28 protein-coding genes are annotated in these 24,308 nt (G+C 71.4%); 7 read left to right on the top strand and 21 right to left on the bottom strand.

All coding sequences use genetic code 11. The annotated features are described in order from the left end of the window. Positions 1-492: 492 nt before the first annotated feature. On the bottom strand, positions 493-1,038 hold the full coding sequence (locus tag ACKUB9_RS06685) for a sigma-70 family RNA polymerase sigma factor (protein WP_407520461.1): 546 nt from the start codon (positions 1,036-1,038) through the stop codon (positions 493-495). Next, positions 1,035-1,277, bottom strand: coding sequence for a NepR family anti-sigma factor (locus ACKUB9_RS06680; RefSeq protein WP_407520459.1), 243 nt, complete (start codon positions 1,275-1,277; stop codon positions 1,035-1,037). Before ACKUB9_RS06680 ends, ACKUB9_RS06685 begins: the two co-directional genes overlap by 4 nt. Positions 1,278-1,632: 355 nt before the next feature. On the opposite strand from ACKUB9_RS06680, the gene ACKUB9_RS06675 reads away from it, so the two are divergent. Then, positions 1,633-1,932 carry a hypothetical protein gene (locus ACKUB9_RS06675; RefSeq protein ID WP_407520457.1) on the top strand — a complete coding sequence of 100 codons (300 nt, stop codon included), beginning with the start codon at positions 1,633-1,635 and terminating at the stop codon, positions 1,930-1,932. Between the two features lie 2 nt (positions 1,933-1,934). On the opposite strand, the gene ACKUB9_RS06670 is transcribed toward ACKUB9_RS06675, so the two are convergent. The 12 genes from ACKUB9_RS06670 to pdxY all read right to left on the bottom strand — a co-directional run bounded on the left by ACKUB9_RS06670 (position 1,935) and on the right by pdxY (position 11,412). After that, complete coding sequence (locus ACKUB9_RS06670; protein ID WP_407520455.1) at positions 1,935-3,158, bottom strand: molybdopterin molybdotransferase MoeA; 1,224 nt, start codon at positions 3,156-3,158, stop codon at positions 1,935-1,937. Continuing rightward, the gene (gene moaC, locus ACKUB9_RS06665) at positions 3,155-3,649 is read right to left on the bottom strand and encodes a cyclic pyranopterin monophosphate synthase MoaC (RefSeq protein WP_407520453.1); all 495 of its coding nucleotides are present in this window, start codon (positions 3,647-3,649) and stop codon (positions 3,155-3,157) included. The genes ACKUB9_RS06670 and moaC overlap by 4 nt, the downstream gene beginning before the upstream one ends. 46 nt (positions 3,650-3,695) lie before the next feature. Beyond that, complete coding sequence (trpC, locus tag ACKUB9_RS06660) at positions 3,696-4,547, bottom strand: indole-3-glycerol phosphate synthase TrpC (RefSeq protein ID WP_407520451.1); 852 nt, start codon at positions 4,545-4,547, stop codon at positions 3,696-3,698. Between the two features lie 50 nt (positions 4,548-4,597). Beyond that, the gene (gene trpD / locus ACKUB9_RS06655) at positions 4,598-5,611 is read right to left on the bottom strand and encodes an anthranilate phosphoribosyltransferase (RefSeq protein WP_407520449.1); all 1,014 of its coding nucleotides are present in this window, start codon (positions 5,609-5,611) and stop codon (positions 4,598-4,600) included. 45 nt (positions 5,612-5,656) lie between these two features. Further along, positions 5,657-6,277 carry an anthranilate synthase component II gene (locus ACKUB9_RS06650; protein ID WP_407520447.1) on the bottom strand — a complete coding sequence of 207 codons (621 nt, stop codon included), beginning with the start codon at positions 6,275-6,277 and terminating at the stop codon, positions 5,657-5,659. A gap of 96 nt (positions 6,278-6,373) precedes the next feature. Beyond that, positions 6,374-6,790: a helix-turn-helix domain-containing protein gene (locus tag ACKUB9_RS06645; RefSeq protein WP_407520445.1), complete on the bottom strand. Its 417-nt coding sequence runs from the start codon at positions 6,788-6,790 to the stop codon at positions 6,374-6,376. Then, a complete protein-coding gene (locus ACKUB9_RS06640; protein WP_407520443.1) occupies positions 6,778-7,071 on the bottom strand; it encodes a type II toxin-antitoxin system HigB family toxin in 294 nt (97 codons plus the stop codon). Before ACKUB9_RS06640 ends, ACKUB9_RS06645 begins: the two co-directional genes overlap by 13 nt. A gap of 117 nt (positions 7,072-7,188) precedes the next feature. Next, positions 7,189-7,608, bottom strand: coding sequence for a peptide-methionine (R)-S-oxide reductase MsrB (gene msrB, locus ACKUB9_RS06635; protein ID WP_407520441.1), 420 nt, complete (start codon positions 7,606-7,608; stop codon positions 7,189-7,191). Between the two features lie 70 nt (positions 7,609-7,678). Continuing rightward, positions 7,679-8,839, bottom strand: a complete 1,161-nt coding sequence (locus ACKUB9_RS06630; protein ID WP_407520439.1) for a YihY/virulence factor BrkB family protein — start codon at positions 8,837-8,839, stop codon at positions 7,679-7,681. 183 nt (positions 8,840-9,022) lie between these two features. Next, the gene (locus tag ACKUB9_RS06625; RefSeq protein WP_407520437.1) at positions 9,023-9,898 is read right to left on the bottom strand and encodes an NAD(P)-dependent oxidoreductase; all 876 of its coding nucleotides are present in this window, start codon (positions 9,896-9,898) and stop codon (positions 9,023-9,025) included. Positions 9,899-9,987: 89 nt separating this feature from the next. Beyond that, the gene (locus ACKUB9_RS06620) at positions 9,988-10,425 is read right to left on the bottom strand and encodes a tellurite resistance TerB family protein (RefSeq protein WP_407520435.1); all 438 of its coding nucleotides are present in this window, start codon (positions 10,423-10,425) and stop codon (positions 9,988-9,990) included. A 138-nt stretch (positions 10,426-10,563) separates the two neighbouring features. Further along, positions 10,564-11,412: a pyridoxal kinase PdxY gene (pdxY, locus tag ACKUB9_RS06615; protein ID WP_407520433.1), complete on the bottom strand. Its 849-nt coding sequence runs from the start codon at positions 11,410-11,412 to the stop codon at positions 10,564-10,566. Positions 11,413-11,611: 199 nt separating this feature from the next. Between pdxY and ACKUB9_RS06610 the strand changes: the two genes are divergently transcribed. After that, positions 11,612-12,133 carry a DedA family protein gene (locus tag ACKUB9_RS06610; protein WP_407520431.1) on the top strand — a complete coding sequence of 174 codons (522 nt, stop codon included), beginning with the start codon at positions 11,612-11,614 and terminating at the stop codon, positions 12,131-12,133. Positions 12,134-12,151: 18 nt separating this feature from the next. On the opposite strand, the gene ACKUB9_RS06605 is transcribed toward ACKUB9_RS06610, so the two are convergent. From ACKUB9_RS06605 to ACKUB9_RS06580, 6 genes are all read right to left on the bottom strand, one after another. After that, a complete protein-coding gene (locus tag ACKUB9_RS06605; RefSeq protein ID WP_407520429.1) occupies positions 12,152-13,159 on the bottom strand; it encodes an ABC transporter substrate-binding protein in 1,008 nt (335 codons plus the stop codon). Between the two features lie 35 nt (positions 13,160-13,194). Beyond that, entirely contained in the window at positions 13,195-13,983 is a 789-nt protein-coding gene (locus tag ACKUB9_RS06600) for an ABC transporter permease (RefSeq protein ID WP_407520479.1), read from the bottom strand. A 68-nt stretch (positions 13,984-14,051) separates the two neighbouring features. Then, a complete protein-coding gene (locus ACKUB9_RS06595) occupies positions 14,052-14,927 on the bottom strand; it encodes an ABC transporter ATP-binding protein (RefSeq protein WP_407520427.1) in 876 nt (291 codons plus the stop codon). Between the two features lie 79 nt (positions 14,928-15,006). Beyond that, complete coding sequence (locus ACKUB9_RS06590; RefSeq protein WP_407520425.1) at positions 15,007-15,213, bottom strand: hypothetical protein; 207 nt, start codon at positions 15,211-15,213, stop codon at positions 15,007-15,009. Beyond that, on the bottom strand, positions 15,210-16,346 hold the full coding sequence (locus ACKUB9_RS06585) for a PepSY-associated TM helix domain-containing protein (RefSeq protein ID WP_407520423.1): 1,137 nt from the start codon (positions 16,344-16,346) through the stop codon (positions 15,210-15,212). The genes ACKUB9_RS06590 and ACKUB9_RS06585 overlap by 4 nt, the downstream gene beginning before the upstream one ends. A 14-nt stretch (positions 16,347-16,360) precedes the next feature. Next, positions 16,361-18,574: a TonB-dependent siderophore receptor gene (locus ACKUB9_RS06580; RefSeq protein ID WP_407520420.1), complete on the bottom strand. Its 2,214-nt coding sequence runs from the start codon at positions 18,572-18,574 to the stop codon at positions 16,361-16,363. A gap of 288 nt (positions 18,575-18,862) precedes the next feature. Here ACKUB9_RS06580 and ACKUB9_RS06575 point away from each other — a divergent pair, with 288 nt between their 5' ends. The 4 genes from ACKUB9_RS06575 to ACKUB9_RS06560 all read left to right on the top strand — a co-directional run bounded on the left by ACKUB9_RS06575 (position 18,863) and on the right by ACKUB9_RS06560 (position 21,952). Next, on the top strand, positions 18,863-19,339 hold the full coding sequence (locus ACKUB9_RS06575; protein ID WP_407520417.1) for an MmcB family DNA repair protein: 477 nt from the start codon (positions 18,863-18,865) through the stop codon (positions 19,337-19,339). 130 nt (positions 19,340-19,469) lie between these two features. Beyond that, entirely contained in the window at positions 19,470-20,219 is a 750-nt protein-coding gene (locus ACKUB9_RS06570; RefSeq protein ID WP_407520415.1) for an SDR family oxidoreductase, read from the top strand. A 105-nt stretch (positions 20,220-20,324) separates the two neighbouring features. After that, on the top strand, positions 20,325-21,239 hold the full coding sequence (locus ACKUB9_RS06565; RefSeq protein WP_407520412.1) for a PhzF family phenazine biosynthesis protein: 915 nt from the start codon (positions 20,325-20,327) through the stop codon (positions 21,237-21,239). Beyond that, positions 21,239-21,952, top strand: a complete 714-nt coding sequence (locus tag ACKUB9_RS06560) for an NUDIX hydrolase (RefSeq protein ID WP_407520409.1) — start codon at positions 21,239-21,241, stop codon at positions 21,950-21,952. Before ACKUB9_RS06565 ends, ACKUB9_RS06560 begins: the two co-directional genes overlap by 1 nt. Before the next feature lie 4 nt (positions 21,953-21,956). Here the strand turns inward: ACKUB9_RS06560 and ACKUB9_RS06555 are convergent, their stop codons facing one another. Then, positions 21,957-22,283, bottom strand: a complete 327-nt coding sequence (locus ACKUB9_RS06555) for a hypothetical protein (RefSeq protein ID WP_407520406.1) — start codon at positions 22,281-22,283, stop codon at positions 21,957-21,959. Positions 22,284-22,660: 377 nt separating this feature from the next. Between ACKUB9_RS06555 and ACKUB9_RS06550 the strand changes: the two genes are divergently transcribed. Beyond that, a complete protein-coding gene (locus tag ACKUB9_RS06550; RefSeq protein WP_407520403.1) occupies positions 22,661-24,232 on the top strand; it encodes a 2-isopropylmalate synthase in 1,572 nt (523 codons plus the stop codon). Positions 24,233-24,308 lie beyond the last annotated feature (76 nt).

The following is a 24,308-nucleotide window of genomic DNA, read 5'->3' as shown; positions in this document are numbered from 1 at the left end:
ACCCGAGGACAGAATCACAGCCCCTTCCGCACCGCCACCCAGCGTGAGTCGGGCTCAGCGAGACTTGGTATTAGTCTCGCTCTCGACTGGCCGGATCACGCTGCCGCGCGAGAACGAGCAGGTCTCGAACGGGACGTGTCCGATCAGGCGACGATGGTCTCGCGGGAGGCGGCCTCGCGGGCCGTCGCCTCGCGGTCGGCCTCGAGCAGGGCCTCCGCGATCCGGCACGCGAGGGCATGGCCGGCCGCCTCGACGGCCGCGGGATCACGCTGCCGGGCCGCGCGCGCCAGCGCCGCTCNCGTCGCCTCGCGGTCGGCCTCGAGCAGGGCCTCCGCGATCCGGCACGCGAGGGCATGGCCGGCCGCCTCGACGGCCGCGGGATCACGCTGCCGGGCCGCGCGCGCCAGCGCCGCTCCTTCCAGGGCGACGATGGCGCGCGCGACGCGGATCGCGTCGGCGAAGGGCTGGGGACCCCGCGGCATGCCGCCTCCCTCACGGGTTGCCGAGGGCGGCGCGGGTGGCCGCGTCGCTGCCGATGTCGTCGGGACCGCCCATGCCCAGCACCTCGGTCAACCGCAGGCGGGCACGGCTGACGCGGCTCTTGATCGTGCCGACCGCGACGCCGCAGATCGAGGCAGCTTCCTCGTAGGTGAAGCTCTGCGCCCCGACGAGCACGAGCGCCTCGCGCTGGTTCGTCGGCAGGCCCGCGAGCGCGACCCGGAACGCGTTCAGTTCCAGGCGTGCCTCCTGGTCGGGCAGGGACGCGAGGCGCGCCGCCATCGTGCCGTCCACATCCTCGATCTCGCGGCGCCGCTTGCGCAGGTCCGTGTAGAACTGGTTGCGCAGGATGGTGAACAGCCACGCGGTGAGGTTCGTGCCGCGCCGGAAGCTGTCGGCCTTGGTCCAGGCGCGCACCAGGGTCTCCTGCACGAGGTCGTCGCTGCGGTCGAGATCGTGGGTGAGCGAGAACGCGAAGGCGCGCAGGGCGGGGATCGCCGCGAGCAGGAGATCGCGCATCTCCGGATCGACATGGGTCATCGGGAGCCCTCCTCCGGTGCGGGCAAGCCGCGGTCGAGATCCGTGAGCAGCGCGACGAAGCGGTCGGGGATCGGCGCCTCCAAGAGGTCCGCGTAGGCGTGGCGCAGTGCCCGACCGAGGTCCTCGCGGACGGCACCGTCGAGCATGCCGGTCTGATTCCGCAGGGGTCTGCCCTGCGCCGTGCGGTCGCGCCCGCCGGCGGATGACGGGTCGGGTCGGGCCTGATCGTCGTTCGTCATCGACCTCGCCTCCACGGCCCGATCCGGCGCGGAGTCCATCGAGGGGAACCACCGGCGTCGGGCCGCTCTGCCACCGCGTGTGCCGTAATAAAGACCGGTGTTTTAATGCGATCTGAAAGTCGTATTCAGGAAACTTTAATCTGAAAGCTTGGGCTTAAACGTTGCCGTTCGACTTGATGGTAAAACGGCACAGGTTCGACACGGCGTGTTCGGCACGGGGACCGTGGCAATGCTGCGGCGGTCGGAACGGGAGCGGAGGAGGATCTGCGGGAGCAGCGGCCCTGGCGCGGGTGTGACATTCCGGCCGCTGTGGCCGCCGCGCGCTTGCCTGCCGATGCGGTGCGCCTAGAACCGGGTGGTCAACACCAGCGGGGTTGGTCTCTTGGTCTCGAAGTCGCTCCGTGCGCCCCTCGCCATCGCGGCGTTTGTCATCCTCTCGGCCACGCCGGTCCTCGCCCAGCGCGACGATCCCGGCCTCCAGCTCAACTGCGCCAACGATTATTTCCGGCTCTGTGCCGGTGCCGACCCGGACAGCCCGGAGGTCGAGCGCTGCTTCGCGCGCAACCGCGCCCGCCTCTCGCCGCAGTGCCGGTCGGCGATCCAGGCCTTCGACCGGGGGGAGAACACCTCCGAGGCGGGGCGCCGGCCCCAGTAGGCTCAGGCCGTGCGGTCGAGCCGGAGGATGCGGCAGGGCTCGCCGGCCCGCGCGGCGGGCGCGCCGGGCGGGCGGATCAGCAGTGCCTCGGCGGTGGCCAGAACCGAGAGCATCGAGGAATCCTGCTTGGCGTCCGGATGGACCACCGGCAGCCGGTCCGGACTGAGATCGAGCCTCGCGCGCATGTAGTCCTGGCGGCCGTCATTCGCCGGCAGGTCGCGGCCCAGCAGCGCCGCTTCGCTGCGGTCGGCGCCGGCCTGCGGGTCGCCGAGCAGCGCGGCGATCAGCGGGCGCACGAAGACGAGGCCGCAGACCACGGACGAGACCGGGTTGCCGGGCAGGCCCAGCACCGCCATCGGCCCGAGCCGGCCGTGCATCAGCGGCTTGCCGGGACGGATCGCCACGCGCCAGAAGCCGAGGCTGAGCCCCTGGCGCACCAGGGCGGATTGCACGAGGTCGTGGTCGCCCACCGAGGCGCCGCCGAGGGTGACGAGAAGGTCGGCGCGCGCGTCGCTCGCCCGCCCGATCGCGGCTTCGAGATCCGCGAAACGGTCGCCCGCGATGCCGAGATCGATCGCTTCCGCGCCTGCCTCCTCGGCCATCGCCGCGAGCGCGAGGCCGTTCGAGGCCACGATCTGGTCCCAGGCGGCGGGCTCGCCCGGCCGCACCAGCTCGTCGCCGGTGGCCAGCACGGCCACGCGCGGGCGGCGCCGCACGGACAGGGTCGGGTGCCCGCCCGCGGCAGCGAGCGCCACCCGCTGCCCGTCGAGCCGCGTGCCGGCCGTGAGCAGGAGGTCGCCCTCCCGGAAGTCGAGGCCCGCGCCGCGCACGTGGCGCCCCGGGGGATTGCCCTGGACCAGGCGCACGGTGTCGCCGGAGACCTCGGCATCCTCCTGGATCACCACCGTGTCGGCACCCTCGGGCATCGGCGCCCCAGTGAGGATGCGGATCGCCTCCCCGGGGCCGACCGGCCCGCGATGGCCCCGGCCGGCGGCGCTGACCCCGACGAGGCGCAGCGTCACGGGGGCCTGCGCGACGTCCTGGCTGCGCACGGCGTAGCCGTCCATCGCCGAGGTGATGAACGGCGGCTGGGTGCGTAGCGCCCGCAGATCCGCCGCCAGGGTGCGGCCGGCGGCGCGCCCGACCGGAATGTCCTCGGCCTCCACCGGCCGCGCATCCGCCAGGATGCGGGCGATCGCCTCGCCCACCGGCAGGAGTGGGCTCACCGGTCCGCTCCCGCGGGATCGGCCTCGTAGAGGCCGGAGCGTCCGCCGCTCTTCTGCAGCAGCCGGATGGCCTCGATGCGCATGCCCCGGTCGGCGGCCTTCACCATGTCGTAGACGGTGAGGCAGGCGACCGAGACCGCCGTCAGCGCCTCCATCTCGACCCCGGTCGGCCCCTGCACCTTCACCTCGGCGGTGACGCGGATGCCCGGCAGGCCGGCATCCGGCGTGCAGTCGACCCGCACCTTTGACAGGAGGAGCGGGTGGCAGAGCGGGATCAGCTCGTGAGTGCGCTTGGCCGCCATGATGCCGGCGAGCCGCGCGGTGCCGAGCACGTCGCCCTTCTTGGCGTCGCCCTCCAGGATCAGCCGCAGGGTTTCGGGCTGCATCACGATCGCGCCCTCGGCGCGCGCCGTGCGGGCGGTGGCGGCCTTGTCGGAGACGTCCACCATGTTGGCGCTGCCGGCCGCGTCCAGATGGGTCAGGCCGGGCATCGGAGCACCGTTTCGCGAGGCGGACGGGCGCGGCGGTCCGGGCGCCTCATGCGGCGTCGCCGAACAGCAGCCGGCGTGTCGCGCCCGTCACCTCCGCCTCGCGCATCAGGCTCTCGCCGACCAAGAGGGTGCGGATGCCGGCCGCGGCGAGGCGCTGCACGTCGGCATGGCCGGCGATCCCGCTCTCGCCGACGAGGATCCGGTCCTTCGGCACCAGCGGCGCCATGCGCAGCGACACGTCGAGGGAGACCCGGAAGCTGCGCAGGTCGCGGTTGTTGATGCCGATCAGGCGGGAGCCGAGGGGCAGCGCCCGCTCCAGCTCCGCCTCGTCGTGCACCTCCACCAGCACGTCCATGCCGAGGTCGTCCGCGGCCTCGGCGATGGCGGCGGCCTCGTCGTCGTCGAGGCTCGCCATGATGACGAGGATGCAGTCAGCCCCCCAGGCGCGGGCTTCGTAGACCTGATAGGGCTCGAACAGGAAGTCCTTGCGCAGCACCGGGAGCGCGCAGGCCGCCCGCGCCGCCACGAGGTCGTCCGGCCGGCCCCGGAAGGAGGGCTCGTCGGTGAGGACGGACAGGCAGGTCGCCCCGCCCTCGGCATAGGCGCGCGCCAGCGCCGGCGGGTCGAAATCCTCACGGATCAGACCCTTGGATGGGGACGCCTTCTTGATCTCGGCGATCAGCGCGGGCCGGCCGGCATCGAGATGGGCCTCGATCGCGTCCGCGAAGCCGCGGGGCGGATCGGCCTTGGCGACGCGCCGCTCCAGCTCGGCGAGGGGCACGCGCAGCTTCGCCTCGGCGATCTCGCGGCGCTTGTAGGCCTCGATATGCGCCAGCACGTCCGGCGTCTGCGGCCGGGCCGTCCCGGCGGTCGGGCTCTTGAGATCGGTGACGGACACGGGCGGGCTCCTCTCGCGGGGAGAGATACGGCGACGGACGCGCGGCGGCGTCAGGCGTTCGAGACGGCGACGAGACGATCGAGGACGGCCGTGGCCGCCCCGGTATCGACCGCCTGCCCGGCCCGCGCGACACCGTCCTGTAAGCTAGCGGCCTGCCCGGCGACCACCAGGGCCGCCGCGGCGTTGAGGAGCGCGATGTCGCGGTAGGGCGTGCGGGCGCCGTCGAGCACGGCGCGGAGCGCCGCCGCGTTGTGCTCGGGATCGGCGCCGCGCAGATCCTCCGGGCGGCTCAGGGCGAAGCCGAGGTCGCGCGGGTCGATGGTGAAGTGGCGGATGGCGCCCTCCTCCAGCGCCACCACGGCGGTGGGGCCGGTGGTGGTGATCTCGTCGAGGCCGTCCGACCCGTGCACGGTCCAGACCCGGCGGCTGCCGAGATCCCCCAGCACGCGGGTGAGCGGCTCGGCGAGCGAGGCGGCATAGACGCCGAAGAGCTGGCCCTCGACGCCGGCCGGGTTGCAGAGCGGGCCGAGCACGTTGAAGAGCGTGCGGGTGCCGAGTTCGACCCGCACCGGCGCCACGTGGCGCATCGAGGCGTGGTGGGCCTGCGCGAACATGAAGCAGAGGCCGGCCTCGGCGAGGCAGCGGGCGAGCGCCGCCGGATCGAGCCCGAGCTTGACGCCGAGCGCCGCCAGCACGTCGGCCGCCCCCGAGCGCGACGAGGCCGCACGGTTGCCGTGCTTGGCCACCGGGACGCCGCAGGCGGCCGTGACGATCGCGGCGAGGGTCGAGACGTTATAGCTGCCCGAGTGGTCGCCGCCGGTGCCCACGATGTCGATGGCGCCCGCGGGCGCCACGACCCGCACCATCCGCTCGCGCAGGGCGCCTGCCGCGCCCACGATCTCGTCCGCCGCCTCGCCCCGCACCCGGAGCGCCATCAGGAAGGCGCCGGCCTGGGCATGCGTCACCTCGCCGGAGAGAAGATGGTCGAAGGCGGTGCGGGCTTCCTCGCGCGTCAATGCGGCGCCCGTGGCCACCTTCGCCAGATAGGGCTTGAACGAGTCCATGACGGGAGCCTGACACCCAGCGCAGCGGTTTCGCGGTCGCCGACGTCAATGCACGCCGGGCGCCGCCTTGTCACCCCGCCGACCGGCGTTCCAGGCCCGGGCGAGGTCGAGAAAGTTGCGCACCATGCGCTCGCCGTGCTGCGACAGGATGCTCTCGGGGTGGAACTGCACCCCGTGCACCGGCCGCCCGGCATGCTCCAGGGCCATGATCAGCCCATCGGCCTCCGCCGTGACGACGAGGTCCGCCGGGCAGGTGGCGCGGTCGACGATCAGCGAGTGATAGCGCGTGGCCGCGAAGGGCTTGTTGATGCCGCGAAACAGGCCGGTCGACCGGTGCTGCACCGTCGAGACCTTGCCGTGCATGGGCGCCGGCGCGCGCACCACGTCGCCGCCGAAGGCCTGCCCGATGGCCTGGAGGCCGAGGCAGACGCCGAACATCGGGATCTCCGCGCTCAGGTTCCGCACCACGTCGAGACAGATCCCCGCCTCGCTCGGCGTGCACGGGCCGGGGGAGAGCACCAGCGCGTCCGGGGCGCGGGTCCGGATCGCCTCGACGGTGATCTCGTCGTTGCGCACCACCGTGATGGTCGAGACCAGCGGCCCGATCAGGTGGACGAGATTCCATGTGAAGGAATCGTAGTTGTCGATGACGAGGATGTCGGACATGGGCTCCGCCGGGTTGCAGGCGGTGTGCGGGGCGGCGGGCGCGTGGTCAAGGGGCGTCGGTGCGAGCGGCCGCTGTAGCTATGTCGCGGGTCGGGCTCAGAGAAATACCGCCGGGCTCACGCCGAAGCGCTGCGCCAGGGCCTTGATCTGCCGGACGTTCAGCTCCCGTTGGCCGCTCAGCACCTCGGAGACCACGCCCTGGCTGCCGACCTCCGGCAGGTCGGCCTGCCGGATGCCATGCGCCTCCATCAGCATCCGCAGCACCTCCGTGGCGCCCGCATCCGGGAGGCGGTGGTGCGTGTCGTCGTAGTCGGCGATCAGTTCGCCGAGGGTCGCCACGAGCCCGGCCAGCGCATGACCCGCCTGCGCGGCGCCCTGATCGAGCAACGCGTCGAGCGCGGTCACGGCGGAGTCGTATTCCTCCGATGTCCGGATCGGCCGCAGAGGCACATGCCTGCTGATGGCTGCGTAATGTTCGGCGATGTCTTCGATGTCGAGCGTCACGGCACCCATCGGTTGTACTCCTTGTGCGTGAAGACATGCCTGACAAAGAGCATCTGCGTGTTGAAGTGGATGGCCGCAACGATGCGGAATTTGTTGCCGCCGACGTCGAACACGTAGAAGTCGCCGACCCGGTCGACAGCGTTGAAGACACGCTTGAGGTCCGCGAAGTGGCGGTAGGTGCCCGCTTCCATGACCTTCCGCCACGTCTGAAGCGGGACGAGCGCGGCGGGATGTTCGGTCGCGAAGGCAACGAGGCGCTTGTTGGATACGACGCGCATGCCCTTCGCCATCACTCATGACGAGATCTATCTCAGACTGAGATATCACGCAATGTGCGGAGAAGCTCGTGGATTCACGGGGCGATGCCCATCAGCTTCGACGCTCGATCGGCTGGCGTCCACACGCACCTACTCCCGCGGCTCGAACCCCATCGCCGCGCCGTTCATGCAGAAGCGCAGGCCGGTGGGTGCCGGGCCGTCCTCGAAGACGTGGCCGAGATTGCCCTTGCAGCGAGCGCAATGCACCTCGGTGCGGGTCATGAAGAACGAGCGGTCGGTCTGGGTCTCCACCGCGCCCTCGATCGGGGCGAAGAAGCTCGGCCAGCCGGTGCCGGACTCGAACTTGGTCTCGGCCTCGAACAGGGACTGTCCGCAGCCGGCGCACACGAAGGTGCCGGCGCGCTTCTCGTCGTTGAGGGGGCTCGTGCCCGCCCGCTCGGTGCCGTGCTGGCGCAGCACGCGGAACTGCTCGGGCGTCAGGGCCGTGCGCCACTCCTCCTCGGTGCGGGCCACCTCGCCGGTGCCGGCCTCCTTCGTGAACAGACCCATCGCGGCTCTCCTGCGGCTGTCTGGCCTTCCGCAGGGAAGATGGGCATCGCGCGGGCGTCCGGCGAGGGTGTCAGGCCGGCGCCCCCACGGTGTCGGCCATGCGGGCCTGTCGGGTGCCGAGCGGGCGCTCGGGTCCGACCGTGGTGTCGCGCACGGTCTGGTGTTCCAGCTCGGCGTTGATCTCGCCGCCGATCAGCACGATGGTCGCCGAGATCCAGATCCAGGTCATGAAGCCGATCGCGGCGCCGAGCGACCCGTACGTCTCGTTGTAATTGCCGAAGTTTGAGACGTACCACGAGAAGGCGATCGACCCGGCGAGCCAGACCACCCCAGCGACGAGGCTGCCGGGCGTGACCCAGCGCCAGCGCGCCTTGTCGCGGCTCGGGCCGTACCGGTAGAGCATCGCGAGCCCGAACAGCAGGATCGCGAGCAGGATCGGCCAGCGCACCAGGGCGATGTACCACGCGTTGGGGCTGAGGCTGATGCCAAAATACCCGATGAAGTTGAGGACCAGCGGCAGGACCACGATGCCCGTGAGGGCGATCACCACGAAGAGCAGGCCGCCCAGCGTGAAGGCGAGCGATTGCAGGTTGAGCTGGATGAAGCTGCGCTTCTCCTCCTCCTCGTAGACGATGTTGAGCGCGTCGAAGACCGCCTTCACGCCCGCGTTCGCGCTCCACAGCGAGATCGCCAGGCTGGTGAAGAAGGTGACGCCGAGCGTCGTGCCGCCCTTCGACGTGATGCGCTTGACCTGCTCGCCGATGATGTCGAGAGCGCCGGCAGGCAGCACGCCCTGGAGCAGCGCGAGGTGGTCGTTGATGGTGGCCGGGTCCGTGAACAGCCCGTAGAGCGAGACCAGGGCCGCCACCGCCGGGAAGATCGCCAGCAGCGTGTAGAAGGTCACGCCCGCCGCCACCGAGAGCACCCGGTCCTTCTGGAACTCCAGGTAGACCCGGTAGAGCACGTCCTTCCAGCCCTTGGCCGGAATCTCGGTGGGATGCTCCGCCTTGCGGCCGCGGTCGGTCTCGGTCTCGGCGACCCAGTGGGCGGGCCGGCCCGCATAGGACTTGGCGCCGGTGCCGAGATGGCGCGTCGGATCGCCCGGGGCTTCCACGGCCGCGGGTCGGCGCGCCGTGACGAGGCGGACGAGGGCGAGACCGAGGAAGACCGTCCACAGCGTGGAGGTCGTGCGGCTGGAAGACTCGGGACTGGATGGCGGGCGTGACGTCATCGGACAACCGAAATCGAGGCAAGAGCCCGCGGGCGCAGGCCTTCGCGGGCTCAACTCGCGTCCGATAACCGCGTTCCGCCGCATCTAGTGATGCGGCGTCGAAAACGCGGAACACCCGCCTCCTCTGCTTGATTCGGCGGTGGATAACACGCGCCGCGCGCGGTCGCGGCGACGCGACGACGTTCAGCTCCGGCCGCGGCGGCGGGCCGAGACCAGGGCCAGCGCCGCCAGATCCTTCTCGCCGTGGCCTTGCGCCGCCGCCTCGATCAGGCCGTCGCGCAGCACGCTGGCCATCGGCATCGCCACCTGCGCGGCCTCGCCGGCGGCGAGCACGAGCCGGATGTCCTTGGCGCCGAGCGCGAGGCCGAAGCCCGGCGGCTCGTAGCGGCCCGCCGCGATCGCGCCGCCGTAGTTCTTGTAGACGGGGGCGGCGAAGATCGTGCCGGTGAGGAGGTCGAGCAGGGCGGAGGCCGCGACGCCGTGCGCCTCGCCGAAGGCCGCCGCCTCCCCCATCGCCTCGACGGCCGCGACGATCATGAAGTTGCCCGCGAGCTTCACCGCGTTGGCGCGGGCGGGTTCGGGGCCGAACGGCCACGTCCGACCACCCATCGCGTCGAGGAGCGGCTGGGCGCGGGCGATCGCCGCCTCCGGCCCCGCCGCCACGATGTTGAGGTTGCCCGCCGCCGCCACGTCCGGCCGTCCGAAGACGGGCGCGGAGACGTAAGGAACACCCGCCCGCTCGTGCAGGGCCGTGAGGTCGCGCGCGAGCGCCACCGAGATGGTGCTCATGCCGAGATGCAGGCCGGGCCGCTCCGCCTGATCGAGGATGCCGCCCTCGACGACGACGCTGCGCAGGGCCGCGTCGTCGGCCAGCATGGTGACGGCCGCGTCGCCCCGAAAGGCCTCGGCGGCGCTCGCCACCGGCTCGACGCCCTCCGCCCGCAGGGCCTCGGCGGCCTGCGGCGAGCGGTTCCAGACGCGCACCCGGTGCCCGGCCTTGGCCAGGGCGAGCGCCATCGGCCGGCCCATGCGGCCGAGCCCGAGAAATCCGACATCCATCGCGACGAGGCTCCCGTCGGTTGCGAGAGCCCATCAGGTATGGCGCGCGCCGCGCGCGCCAACGGCAGGCGAGGCGCGCGGGGCGGGCCTCAGGCGCCGAGCAGGTGCGCCTTGTCGATCCCGAGGGATTCGGCGACCTCGTCCAGCACCTTGTGCTCCAGTTCGCTGATGCCGCCCTGATCCGCGACGTCGGCGGCGATCAGGAAGACGTCCTGGCGCTGCTCCGTGGGCCGTTCGGTGATGGCCGAGACGTAGCGCATGTTCTCGATCCGCCCGGCGCGCGACTTCGCCCGGGCGATCGCCTCGTGCAGCTCCTGCTCCAGCTTGAGCACGCCGTAGGATTTCTGCAGGATCGGGTTGGCGCTCATCACGCTGAGCGCGGTCTCGATCTCGTCCTCGTCGATCTCGCGGTCGGCCATGATGACGTTCGCGGTGGCCGAGACCGCCGCGTGCAGGAACGCGGTGTCGCCGGAATACGACCTCACGACCCGGCCGAACCGGGTGAATGCATCCTGGAAGAGCCCCATCGTCCAGTCCTTGAGCGTGGGCGCCTGCGGGTCGGTGACCCTGGCGCTTATTTCCGCCGAATCGATGCACAACCCCGGCGGGCCAGGCAAGTCCATCCGGAGCACAGTCACGGGTCGGAATGCTGAGGCGTCCGGCCTCTACACAGCCTCGATCGGGAAAACCCGGCTCGGCGCCACGAACTCCTCCTGGGCGGCCACCGTCAGGATCTCGCGCGACCCGGCCTCGGCGGTGCGCCGCAGGAGGCCGTAGACGGAGGCCGCCGTGGACCCGAGCGCCTGCGCGGCCGAGCGCGTGCGGGCGTAGTGCACGAGGAAGAGCGCCGCGCTCGCATCCCCCGCCCCGTTGATGTCGAGGGACAGGCGCGGGGTGCGCACCCGCCAGAACTGGCCGGCCTCCCCGGCCAGGAGGTCGACCGCATCGGAGGGTGTTTCGGCGGTGTGGAGGGAGGTAACCAGCACCACGCCCGGGCCTCGCGCCTGCAGCTCCGCCACCGCGCGCTTGGCCTGCGCCAGCGTCGCGCAGGCCTGCCCGGCGAGGAATTCGAGTTCGAACAGGTTCGGCGTGACGAGGTCGGCGGCAAGGAGCGCCCGGTCGCGCATGAACTCGGGCACGCCCGGGCGCACGAACACGCCGCGCCCGACATCGCCGATGACCGGATCGCAGCAATAGAGCGCGTCTGGATTGGCGGCCCGCACCCGCGCCACCGCCCCCAGGATCGCTTCCCCGATCTCGGCCGAGCCCATGTAGCCCGAGAGCACGCCGTCACAGGCCGGCAGCACGCCGCGCTCGGCGATGCCCTCGACGAGGTCGGCGATGGCCGATCCGTCGAAGACCCGGCCCCGCCACGCCCCGTAGCCGGTGTGGTTGGAGAACTGCACGGTGTGGATCGGCCAGACCTCCACCCCGAGCCGCTGCATCGGGAAGACCGCCGAGGCGTTGCCGACGTGCCCGTAGGCGACGTGGGACTGGATCGACAAAACGTTCATCGCACCCCCTCGGCACCCCCTCGCGCGGCGGTCGGGATGGACTGGCCCGCGAGCGCCGCGATTGCAACAGCGGGATCCGGCGGCCGCGTCGGCAAGTTGTGGGGAGCCGCCTCGCCGGTGCGCGGGGTCACACGACGGTTGCCCTTGGTGTGACACACACGGCGACCCACATTCCGGGCGGCTGACCGGTCAAGGTTCGATGGACTTCGAGACGCTTCGCACCACCACCCTCGACTTCGTGCGCGACCACCAGGCCTGGGCGCCGGTGATCACCGGGATCATCGCGTTCTGCGAATCGCTCGCGGTGCTGTCGATCTTCGTGCCCGCCACCGTGATCCTGCTCGGGATCGGCGCGCTGCTCGGGGCCGGCGACATCCCGTTCGTGCCGGTGATGGTCGGCGCGGCGATCGGCGCGATCCTGGGCGACTGGGTCTCCTACGAGTTCGGCCGCTACTACAAGGACGGCGCCAAGCGGATCTGGCCGCTCACCCGCTACCCCGAGATGGTGACGAAGGGCGAGGACTTCTGCCGGCGCTGGGGGGCCTGGGGCATCTTCATCGGCCGCTTCATCGGCCCGGCGCGGGCGGTGGTGCCGCTCATCGCCGGCATCTTCCTCGTCGGGCGCCTGCCCTTCCAGGTCGCCAACGTCACCTCGGCCTTCGTCTGGGCCTTCGTGTGGCTGGCGCCCGGGGCGGGCGTGTTCGGGTTCCTGCGCGCCTGAACCCGCCCCGGCCCGGCTTCAGCCCATCGCCTTGCGGATGAAGCGGTCCTCGAAGGTGGTGGCGAGATCGACCTTGGCGCCCTGCAGCTCGGGATCGAGGGTGCGCACGAGGTCGAGCACGCTCGCCATGCCCTCCTGCGACGGGATGCCGGTGCGCGAGTAGCTCTCCAGCGAGTTCTTCACCGCCTGCACGTAGAGGGCCCGATCGCCGAAATGGTAGGCGGGCGGCACCGTGTCGGCGACCTCCTCGGGCGAGGCGCTGGCGAGCCACTTCAGCGACTTGGCGAAGGCGTTGACCACCTTCTGGGTGCCGACGGCGTGGCGCTCGATCCAGTCCTGCTTGGTGTAGACCACCGCCGCCGGATTGGGACCGCCGAACAGGGCGCGCGTGCCGGCCTCGGTGCGGGTGTCGACGAGGACCACGATGTCGCCGTCGCTCTCCAGCTTGGCGATCACGGGGTCGAGGTGCGAGATGACGTCGATCTCGCCCTTCTTCATCGCCGCGATGGCGCCCGCGCCGCCGCCGATGCCGATGAGCGGTGCGTCGCTCGCCTTCAGGCCCGCCTTGATCATCGCGTATTGCGCGGCGAGCGCGGTCGAGGAGCCGGGGGCGGTGACGCCGATCTTGCGGCCCTTGAAGTCGGCGGCCGACTTCACGGTGCCGGCGAGGTCCTTGCGCACCGCGATGACGATGGCCGGGTAGCGGCCGAGTTCGCACACCGCCCGCACGTCCTGGCCCTTGGCCTGCATGCGGATCGTGTGCTCGTAGGCGCCCGTCACCACGTCGACCGAGCCGCCGATCAGGGCCTGGAGCGAGCGCGCGCCGCCGCCGAAATCGTTGATCTCGGCCTCGACCCCCTCTTCCTTGAAGTAGCCTTTCCGCTCCGCGATGGTGAGCGGCAGGTAGTAGAGCAGGGGCTTGCCGCCGACGCCGATCCGCACCTTGACGGTCTCGGCGCTGGCCGGCGCGGCGCGGCCGAGGGCGAGGGCGGCGGCCGCCCCGGCCAGGAAGCTGCGGCGTTGCATGGGGATTCCTCCGGTGATGGTTGGTTTTTTTCGCGTCACACCTGCCCGCCGGCCCCGCCGGGGCGCCAGACCAGGAGCCGGTTCTCGATCAGCGTCACCACCGCGTCGATCGCGATGACGAAGACCGCCAGGATCAGCATGCCGGCGAAGACGCCCGTGACGTCGAAGACGCTCTCGGCCTCGTGGATCTTGTAGCCGAGACCGGCCGAGGAGCCGAGATACTCGCCCACCACCGCGCCGACGAGGGCGAAGCCCACCGCCGTGTGCAGGGACGAGAACATCCAGGTGAGTGCCGAGGGCCAGTAGACGTGGCGCAGGAGCCCGCGCTCGTTCATGCCGAGCATGCGGGCGTTGTTGAGCACCACCGGGCTCACCTCGCGCACGCCCTGGTAGACGTTGAAGAACACGATGAAGAACACCAGGGTGAAGCCGAGCGCCACCTTCGACCAGATGCCGAGCCCGAACCAGAGCGCGAAGATCGGCGCCAGCACCACGCGCGGCAGGGCGTTCGCGGCCTTGATGTAGGGGTCGAACACCGCGGCGAGCAACGCGTTGCGGGCGAACAGGAAGCCGAAGGCGATGCCGCCCAGCGCCCCCGTGACGAAGGCCAGGATCGTCTCCTGCAGGGTGATCCAGAGGTGGTTCCAGATCTCCGGGTTCGCCATCTCCGCCCAGGTGCGCTTGAGGACGTCGATCGGAGTCGAGAAGAAGAACTGCACCTGCTTGGGCTGGCCCAGGATCGGGTAGACGGTGAGGACGTGCCAGACCGCCAGCACGACGAAGCCGACGAGGATCTGGAGGGCCAGGAGGCCGAGACGGTTGATCGGGCGGTTCACGGGCAAGGCTCCTTCACGGGCAAGGCTCCTTCACGGGCAGTCCTCCGCTGCGGGGCTCAGGCCGGGCCGGTGGCGTAGGCGCGGGAGACCTCGACGCGCAGGCACGCCCAGATCTCCTTGTAGATGGCGTGGAACTGCGGTTCGAGGCGGATCTCGGCGATGTCGCGCGGGCGCGGCAGGGTCACCGCGTACTCGCCGACGATCCGCGCCGCCGGGCCGGCCGTGAGCACGATCACCCGGTCTGAGAGGGCGATCGCCTCTTCGAGGTCGTGGGTGACGAAGATCACCGCCTTGCGGTTGGCCGCCCACAGTTCCAGCAGCAGGTTGCCCATGATCTGCCGGGTCTGGGCGTCGAGCGGCCCGAAGGGCTCGTCCATCAGCAGGATCTCGGGGTCGCGGATCAGCATCTGGGCGAGCGCCACGCGCTTGCGCTGGCCGCCCGAGAGCATGTGCGGGTAGCGGTCGGTGAAGGTGGCGAGCCCCACCCGCGCCAGCCAGTCGCGGGCCCGCGCCAGTGCCTCGGCGCGGGCCACGCCCTTCGGCTCCAGCGCCACCGCCACGTTGTCGAGGGCGGTCTTCCAGGGCATCAGCGCGTCGGCCTGGAAGAGGTAGCCCGCCCGGGCGTTGATGCCCTGAAGGGGCTGCCCGAACACCGTGACGCTGCCGTCCGCCGGCTTGAGCAATCCGGCGGCGGCGTTGAGGAGGGTCGACTTGCCCGAGCCCGTCGGTCCCACCACCGCCACGAACTCGCCCGGCGCCACGCCGAGGTCGATGCCCTCGACCGCCACGTAGCGCTTGCCGCCCTTGAGCGTGAAGGCGATCGAGACGCGGTCGAGCCGCACCGCACTGGCGTTCTGCGCGACCGCCGTGCCGCCGACGAGGCGCACGCCGCGACCGCCCTTCCGCCCCTCGGCAGCGCCCTGCTGGCTCATCCCGTCTCCTCCGCACGCCGTGCCCGGACTTCGTGCCGGTCCGGGGCGGCGCCGAATGTCGGCGAGCGGGCGCGCGAGATCAACCGCTTCGTTCGTTGCGGATCAGCGCCTGACCGACGTGCCACGCCACCAGGGCGAGCGGCAGGCCGAGGCCGGCCCAGGCCGCCACCCAGCCCGGGCCCTCGAAGAACAGGGCGCTGAGAAGCCCGCCGATCGAGGCGAGACCGACGAGGAGCGGGATGCGGAAGACACTTCGTCCCTCCGCGGCCTTCGGAACCCGTGTCATGCGCTCGGGGCGGGCCGCAGGGTGAGCGCGGCGGGCGCGGTGCGGTGGCGGCGCGCGAGCCAGAGGTAGAGGCCGCTGCCCAGCACCACGATGCTCACGAGGTCGAGGAGCGCCCAGATGATCTTGAGGGGCATGCCGCCGTAATCGCCGAAATGCAGCGGCTGCGAGACGAGGAGGGCCGTGAGGTACCAGGGCAGGTGCCGGGTCGCTCCGACCTCCCCGGTCCCGGCGTCGAGCAGCACCGGCTGCAGCAGGCGCGCGGTGAGCGGCGTGTCGCCGCGCAGGAAGACGCCGAAGTGGCGGGAAGTGCTGAAGGCGGTGCCCGGATAGGCGATGAACGAGACCGTCATGCCGGGCGCGGCGGCGCGGGCTTTTTCGACCACGCGATCGAGCGGCAGGGCCGCGGCGGCGGCCACTCCCGCTCCACTCGCCTGCGACGCCACCATGTCGGCGAGTTCCGTGGCCTTCCAGTGGTTGATCATCGGCTCGGCGAGCGTGTTGATCACGCCCGTCACCCCCACCACCGTCAGCCACGCCACCGTGACGATGCCGAGGAGGTTGTGCAGGTCGAGCCAGACGGTGCGCCGCGCTCGCTCGGTACGGATCGTCCCGAAGGCGAGGCGCCGGGTGAAGGGCGCGTACAGCACCACGCCCGACACGATGGCGGCGACGAGCAGGGTGCCCATCAGCCCGAGGAAGAGCTTGCCGGGAAGGCCCGCGTAGAGGTCCACGTGCAGGCGCAGCATCACCATCATGAAGGCGCTCATCGGCGGGCCCAGCGGCGCGGCGGTGTGGGAGTCGTAGACCTTCGTGATCGAGTCGTTCGGGTGGCCGCCCGGGCTGTCGTTGAGGATGGCGAAGACCGAGCGCGGCTCGTGCTGGTCGAAGCCGAGATACTGCATCACCTTGCCCGGATGCTGGGCGAGCGCGGCCTCCGCGATGCGCGCGAGCGGCAGCGGCTCCTGGCCGGCCTGGATCGCGGCCGGCTCGGCCTGCGCGCCGAGCCACTCGTCGATCTCGTGGTGGAAGATCAGCGGCAGCCCCGTCAGGCAGAGCAGCAGCATGAAGACGGTGCAGATGAGGCTCGTCCAGGTGTGGACGAAGCGCCACGCGCGCAGGGAAGCCGCCGTCATCCGGGTCTGCCTCCTCACCACGTGTAGCTCACGCTGCCGATGATCCGCCGCTGCTCGCCGTAGAAGCAGGCGGTCACGGTCGAGCAGGACGAGACAAAGCGGCGGTCGGTGGCGTTCTGGAGGTTCACGGCGGCGCGCCAGCCGTCGCGCTCGTAGTGGATCGCGGCGTCGAACAGCACGTAGTCGGGCACCGTCAGGGTGTTGGCGACATCCGCGAAGGAGCGCCCGACGTAGCGCACGCCGCCGCCGAAGCCGAAGCCCTTCAAGGGGCCGGCCGGAAAGGTGTAGTCGAGCCACAGCGATCCGAAGGTCTCCGGAATGCCCACCGGCACCCGGCCGAGGTCCAGCACCGTGCCCTCGACGGTGCGCAGGCCATAGACCGTGTAGGCGCCGACGAGGTTCAGGCCCTCCGTGAGGGTGGCGACCACCGAGGCCTCGAAGCCGCGCGAGCGCACCGCGCCGATCTGCAGGTTGTTGAAGGGATTGTTCGGGTCCGGCGTCAGCACGTTCGAGCGCTGGAGGTCGAAGGCCGCGACCGTGAAGAGCGTGTTCCAGCCGACCGGCTGGAACTTGGCGCCCACCTCGATCTGGTCGCCGCGGTCGGGCGCGAAGGGCCGGCCGGCCGTGTTGGTGCCGGGCGTCGGGTTGAACGAGGTGCCCCAGGTCACGTAGGGGGCGAACCCGTTGTCGAAGTTGTAGATCAGCCCCAGCCGTCCAGTGAGGGCTTGGTCGTCGCCGCGCACCGACGAGGCGGGCGTGAGCCTGTTGATCACGTCGCTGGTGACGAAGTCCTGCCGGACGCCGGCGAGGAAGGTCAGGCGCTCGGTCAGCCGGATCTGGTCCTGCGCGTAGAGGCCGACCTGCTGCAGCGTCTGGTTGGTGACGAGGTACGGCGTCGGATAGGCCGAGGGCTGGAAGTAGATCGGCCGCAGGATGTTCAGCGACGGGACCGGGAAAGTCGAGGCCTGGTTGTCGTAGAGGTTGTAGTGCTTGTAGTCGACGCCGAGCAGCAGGTCGTGCGCGAACAGGCCGTCGCTGAACCGCGCCTCCGCCTGCGTGTCGACCGTGACGAGTCCGGCCCGCGGCGTGGTCAGGAAGCCGTAGCGCGAGAGCTGCGTCTGCGTCGTGTCGCCGACATCGTACCCGTTGCCGACATAGCGCCGGTCGCGCACGTCGGTGAACGAGTAGCGCATGTTCTGACGCACGGTCCAGACGTCGTTGAACTGATGCTCGAAGACGTAGCCGACATTCGCCTGGTTGCGGGTGTAGCCATCGACCAGCGGATCGCTGACATTGAGCGAGCGGTCGATGCGCAGGCCCAGCGCCTGGCGGCGCACGGTGCCGAAATAGGGCAGGAACTGGCCGGCCCCGCCGGTCTCGTCGCGCTGGAAGCTCGTGAGCAGCGTGAAAGTGGTGGCCCCGTCCGGCTTATAGGTGAAGGCGGGCGCGATGTAGTAGCGGTTCTCGGGCGCGAAGCGCACCTGCGCGTCGCTGTTCTGGAACCGCCCGGTGAGGCGGTAGAACCAGTGGCCTTCCTGATCGACCGGTCCGCCGACGTCGAAGGCCGCGTAGGCCTGGTTGAACGAGCCGCCGCCGACCTCGACGTAGCGCAGCGGATCGAGCGGCGGGCGCTTCGTCACGATGTTGACGAGGCCGCCCACCGGGCTGCCACCGAAAAGCGTCGCGGCCGGTCCGCGCAGCACCTCGATGCGCTCGGCCCCGAACGGATCGATGCGGTAGTTCGCGAACGAGGTCTGGAACAGCTGCAGCCCGTCGCGGAAGAGGCCGCTCTCGGTGGCGGAAAATCCCCGGATGATGAACCAGTCGAGGCGGGTGTCCGGCCCGAACTGGTTGGCGAATACGCCCGGCGAGTAGCGCACCGCCTCCGAGAGGGTCTGCGCCTTCTGGGCGATGATCTGCTCGGTGCCGATCACCGAGATGGATTGGGGCGTGCGGATCAGCGGCGTGTCGGTCTTGGTGGCGGTCGCGCTGCGGGTGGCGACGTAGCCCTGGACCGGGCCGACCGCCGTCTCCGGACGCAGGCGCGGGGCCGCTCCGCCGCCGGCCGGGGCGCCGAGGGGAGACCCCCTCCCCTCCACGTCGATCGCGTCCAGCGGGATGGTGCCGCTCTGCTGCGCCAGGGCCGTGCCCGCGAGCGCCGCCAGCGAAGCGCCCGCGAGCGCCGCCCTCAGAACGGCCGGCCGGCCGATGCCACGACGCGACATCATCCTCTGTCACCCCTTGGAGGCGCGCAGCACGACGGGCTCGCCGACACGGCGAGGGACGGGGAGCGGCCCTGTTTTGAATTATAATAAACTGCTGAAATTCCAGCGGTTTCTGAATCGGTGCTAACGTTGGGGCCACCGCTTGGCAAGAGGGGGGCAGTATGACTTGCGGGACACGTGGCACGCGCGCCACGCCCCTGCGACACGCATCCCGAGTGACAAGCCGCGCCCCATCGGTCCAGACTCGCGTTCCTGATTCGTCCTCGTCACCTCGATCCGGTTCGCGCCTCCTTGTCCGCCGCCCTCTCGCTTCCTCTCGACCGCCGCCAGTCGCCGATCGCGTTCGGAGTGCAGCGCGGCGTGCGCCGCCTGTTCGCGGAACTCGGTCACGTGACGATCCCGGAATTCACCCTGGCCAACGGCCGGCGCGCCGACCTGATCGCGCTGGGTCCGGGCGGACAGCTCACCATCGTGGAGATCAAGTCGGGCCTCGCCGATTTCCGGGCGGACCGGAAGTGGCCGGACTATCGCGACTACTGCGACCGCTTCTACTTCGCGGTGCCCGACGACATGCCGACCCACGTGCTGCCGGAGGATACCGGGCTGATCGTGGCCGACGCCTTCGCGGCCGCGATCCTGCGCGAGCCGCCCGAGCACCCGCTCGCGGGCGCCCGGCGCAAGGCCGTCACCCTGCGCTTCGCGCATATGGCCGCCGGGCTGCTGCACGCGCTCGCCGATCCGGGCTCGGTGCGCGAGGGCGCGCTGTAGGGCGTGCCCGCCACCGGCGCGGCCTGCATGGCCCCTCCCCGCCCGCGCATTGGACAGGCCCGGCCCCGGCGGCCATGATCCGCCCGCGACCCGCGCGCCGAGGAGCGCCCGGGCGACGGGGAGGATCGGCATGAGGCTCGACGGCAAGATCGCGATCGTCACGGGGGCCGGCGGCGGGTTCGGCGAGGGCATCGCCAAGCGCTTCGCGCAGGAGGGCGCCCGGGTCGCGGTGGTCGACCTGCGGGGCGACGCGGCCGAGCGCGTGGCCCGCGAGATCGGCGAGGCCGCCATCGCGGTCGCGGCCGATGTGGGCGCGCAGGACGACGTGCAGCGCACCGTGGCACTGACCACCGAGCGCTTCGGCACGCCGCACATCCTCGTCAACAATGCCGGCACGACGCACAAGAACCAGCCGATCATGGATGTGGACGAAGAGGCGTTCGACCGCGTCTTCCGCGTCAACGTGAAGTCGATCTTCTACTACGTGCGCGCGGTGGCGCCCGCGATGCGCGACAACGGCGGCGGGGTGATCCTCAACGTCGGCTCGACGGCGGGTCTGCGCCCGCGGCCGGGGCTCACGTGGTACAATGCCTCGAAGGGCGCCGTGAACCTGATGTCGAAGTCGCTCGCGGTGGAACTCGCGCCCTGGAAGATCCGGGTCAACGCGCTCTGCCCGGTGATGGGCGAGACCGGCCTCCTCGAAGCCTTCATGGGCATGCCGGATAGCCCTGAGAACCGGGCGAAGTTCATCGCCACCATCCCGCTCGGGCGCCTGTCGCGCGCCGAGGACATCGCCGCGACCGCGCTCTTCCTCGCTTCCGACGAGGCCGCCTTCATCACCGGCGTCGAGATGCCGATCGACGGCGGTCGCACGGTCTGAGGGAAAGGCCGGATTCCGCAGGAGGAGCCGGGGAATCCGGGCGGCTCCTCTTGCGCTGCACCGCGGCTCCGTGTTGCGTTGCGTGAGGACGCCCGGAGACCCCCGATGCCTGCACGCCGCTTCGTCACCCTCGACGTCTTCACCGAGCGCCCGCTCGCCGGCAATCCGCTGGCGGTGGTGCTGGATGCCGAGGGGCTCGACGAGGCCGCCATGCAGGCCATCGCGCGCGAGTTCAACCTCTCCGAGACGGTGTTCGTGCTGCCCCCGCGCGAGGCGCGTCACCGGGCGTGGCTGCGCATCTTCACGCCCGCCCAGGAGCTGCCCTTCGCCGGGCACCCGACGGTCGGCACCGCGGTGCTGCTCGGGCTGCGCGACCGCCGCTCCGAGGTCGCCGATGCCGTGGCGTTCGGCCTGGAGGAGGCGGTCGGCACCGTCTCCTGCGTGGTCGAGGCGGGGGACGGGCGCGGGCGGGCGCGCTTCCGGCTGCCCCGCCTGCCGGAGGTCTGGGGCGAGGCGGAGGGGCTGGGGCCCACGCCGGAAGACGCCGCCGCGGCGCTCGGCCTCGAACCCGGCGACATCGGCTTTTCGCGCCACCTGCCGAGCCGCCATTCCGCCGGCACGCCGTTCGACCTCGTGCCCGTGCGCACGCTCCCCGCCCTCGGGCGCGCCCGTTCCAGCGCCGCCTCCCTCGACGCGGCGTTCGGGGCGAACGCCAAGGTCTTCCTCTACACGCGCGAGACCGAGGACCCGGCCCACGGGTACCGCGCCAGGATGTTCGCCCCTGGTCTCGGCGTGCCGGAGGATCCGGCGACCGGCGCCGCGGTGGCGGCCTTCGCGGGCGCTCTGATGCAGTTCGAGCCTCTCGGCGACGGCACGCACGACGTCGTGATCGCGCAGGGCTACGAGATGGGCCGGCCGAGCGAGATCGCGCTCCAGCTCGTGATCGAGGCGGGGCGCCTGCGCGCGGCGGAGATCGGGGGCAGCGCGGTGGTGGTCGCCGAGGGCGAGATCCGGGTCTGATGGCGCCCGTCACCCTCCGGCGCACCCGCGCGGTCACGGCCGCGCTCGGCCCGTACGAGTGGGCCTGGGCCCGCGAGAACCGGGCACGGATCGAGGCCCACTGGGCGCGGCGTCGCGCGGCCCGGCCCGCCATGTTCAACGGCCGGGTGATGCTCGCCCACGCGCTGGCGGAGCGGAACGGCGCCTGCCATGCCGCGCTGTTCGAGACCGATTACGCCACCCTGACGGCGTTCCGCGATTTCGGCTTCCCGGATCCCGGCATCTTCAACGTGTTCGCGGCCATCGTGCCGCGCAGCGCGGACGGCGCCTACCTGCTCGGGCGCATGAACGGCCACACGGCCAATGCGGGCCAGATCTACTTCGCCTGCGGCACGCCCGATCCAGAAGATGTGCGCGAGGGCGGTCGCGTCGATCTCGGCGCGAGCGCGCTGCGCGAGCTGCACGAGGAGACCGGCCTCGTGCCGCCCGAGACCGATCGCGGCTGGACCGTCGTGCAGGAGGGCGGCCACCTCGCCTTCCTGCGGCCGATGCACTTCGCCGAGGACGCCGACACCCTCCTCGCCCGCGCCCGCGCCCACCTCGCCGCGGAGGCCGTGCCGGAATTGGCGGATGTCGTGGCGGTGCGCGGCCCCGACGACATCGACCCCGCATCCATGCCGGTCTACGCCCAGGTCTTCCTGCGCGACGCCTTCGCGGCCGGGGGAGACGCCTGAGGGCCTACGGGTAGCCGTAGCGCGCGCGGGCGGCGGCGTGGAGGCGTACGGCGTCGGCCTCGCGGCCGGCGGCGCAGGCCTCGGCCGCCCGGGCGAGATCGTCGGAAAACCGCTTGCCCACCGGCGCGTTGAGGTTGCCGCTGGTCACGTCGCTCTCCACGATCGCCTGCGTGCGGGCGATGGCCGGGCCGCAGCCGGCGCCCCCGGGCGGCGGCACCGCCACGAGGGGAGCGGCCGCCACCGCGGCGGCGGGCGGCGGCGTGTTCGGCTTGCAGGCGGCCAGGCCGAGGGCCGCGAGCAGGGCGACGGCGAGGCCGGTTTGCGCGGACATGGGCGATCTCCTCGCAGGACATTCATGGCGAAAAATTATGGCCACGCTTGTGGCAAGCGGGGCGCCCCGGGTCAATCGCGGTCCGGCCGCGCGTCTTGTCATCGGCGCGCGCGCCCCGTAGAACACGCAGGAATTCACCGGGCGCTCGCCCGAAGGAGACCCGAGCCGTGGCGCATGCCGGCTCCCTGCCGCTGCCGACGACCTCCGCCCCCGCGGCGGTCCTCGTGCGCGCGCGTCGTCTCACCGGCCTTCTCCTTACCCGCCCCTGAGGGCCGTCCGGGCGCGCGCCTGGGCCTTCAGGGGAGCGCGATGACACCCCCTCGACCTTCGCGATTGCGCCGCCTCACGCCGCGCCGGGACTCAAGGACCCTTCCGCCATGACCGACACTGCCGCCCGCCCGACCCCCTCTCCCGAGCGTGTCCTGATCTTCGACACCACGCTGCGCGACGGCGAGCAATGCCCCGGCGCCACCATGACCTTCGAGGAAAAACTCGTGGTGGCCGAGATGCTCGACGGCATGGGCGTCGACATCATCGAGGCCGGCTTCCCGATCGCCTCGAACGGCGACTTCGAGGCCGTGGCCGAGATCGCGCGCCGCACCAAGCGCGCGGTGATCGCCGGCCTCGCCCGCGCGGTCCCCGCCGACATCGCCCGCGCGGGCGAGGCGGTGCGCTTCGCCGCGCGCGGGCGCATCCACACCTTCGTGTCGACCTCGCCGATCCACCTCGCGCACCAGATGCGCAAGAGCGAGGACGAGGTGCTGGAGATCATCCAGAAGACCGTGGCGCAGGCCCGCGACCTCGTCGAGGACGTGGAATGGTCGGCCATGGATGCGACCCGCACCCCGCTCGACTACCTGTGCCGCTGCGTCGAGGCGGCGATCCGCGCGGGCGCGACCACCATCAACCTGCCCGACACGGTGGGCTACGCGACGCCGGACGAGTACCGGGCGATGTTCCGCGCCGTGCGCGAGCGCGTGCCGAACGCCGACAAGGCGGTGTTTTCGGTCCATTGCCACAACGATCTCGGACTCGCGATCGCCAACTCGCTCGCCGGGATCGAGGGCGGCGCGCGCCAGGTCGAGTGCACCATCAACGGCATCGGCGAGCGGGCCGGCAACGCGGCGCTCGAGGAGATCGTGATGGCTTTGCGCACCCGCGCGGACGTGCTGCCCTACGCCACCGGCATCGACACGACGCAGATCATGCGGGCCTCCAAGCTCGTCGCCGCCGCGACGCACTTCCCGGTCCAGTACAACAAGGCGGTGGTGGGCCGGAACGCCTTCGCGCACGAGAGCGGCATCCATCAGGACGGCATGCTCAAGAACCAGTCCACCTACGAGATCATGACGCCGGAATCGGTCGGCGTGCAAAAGACCTCGCTGGTGATGGGCAAGCACTCGGGCCGCGCCGCCTTCCGCTCCAAGCTGGAAGAGATGGGCTACCGCCTGTCCGACAACCAGTTCCAGGACGCGTTCGAGCGCTTCAAGGCGCTCGCCGACCGCAAGAAGAATGTCTACGACGAGGACATCGAGGCGCTGGTCGACGAAAACCTCGCCACCGCGCACGACCGCATCCGCCTCGTCTCGCTGACGGTGATCGCGGGCACCCGCGGCCCCCAGCGCGCGACCATGAAGCTCGACATCGAGGGCCGGATCGCCACCGAGGAGGCGGACGGCAACGGCCCGGTGGACGCCGTCTTCAACGCGATCCACGCGCTGGTGCCGCACGAGGCGAAGCTCGAACTTTACGACGTGCACGCGGTCACTGAGGGCACGGACGCACAGGCCGAGGTCTCGGTGCGGCTGCGCCAAGCGGAGCGCAGCGTGACCGCGCGCGGCGCCGATCCCGACACCCTGGTGGCTTCCGCCAAGGCCTATCTGGCGGCGCTCAACAAGCTGCTCGCCGGTGCGACCCGCCTGCATGCCCAGCATGCCGCGGCCGAATAGCTGGCGAAAAAACGCGGCGGCGCCTCGCGCGGAGGGCTGGACTCTCCCCGCGCGAGCGGCTATCTCCCGCCTCGCG

The organism is Methylobacterium oryzisoli (assembly GCF_046557895.1).
GTDB classification, from domain to species: domain Bacteria; phylum Pseudomonadota; class Alphaproteobacteria; order Rhizobiales; family Beijerinckiaceae; genus Methylobacterium; species Methylobacterium oryzisoli.
The sequence above is the reverse complement of the archived record's forward strand: the minus strand, read 5'-3'. Positions and strand labels throughout refer to the sequence as shown.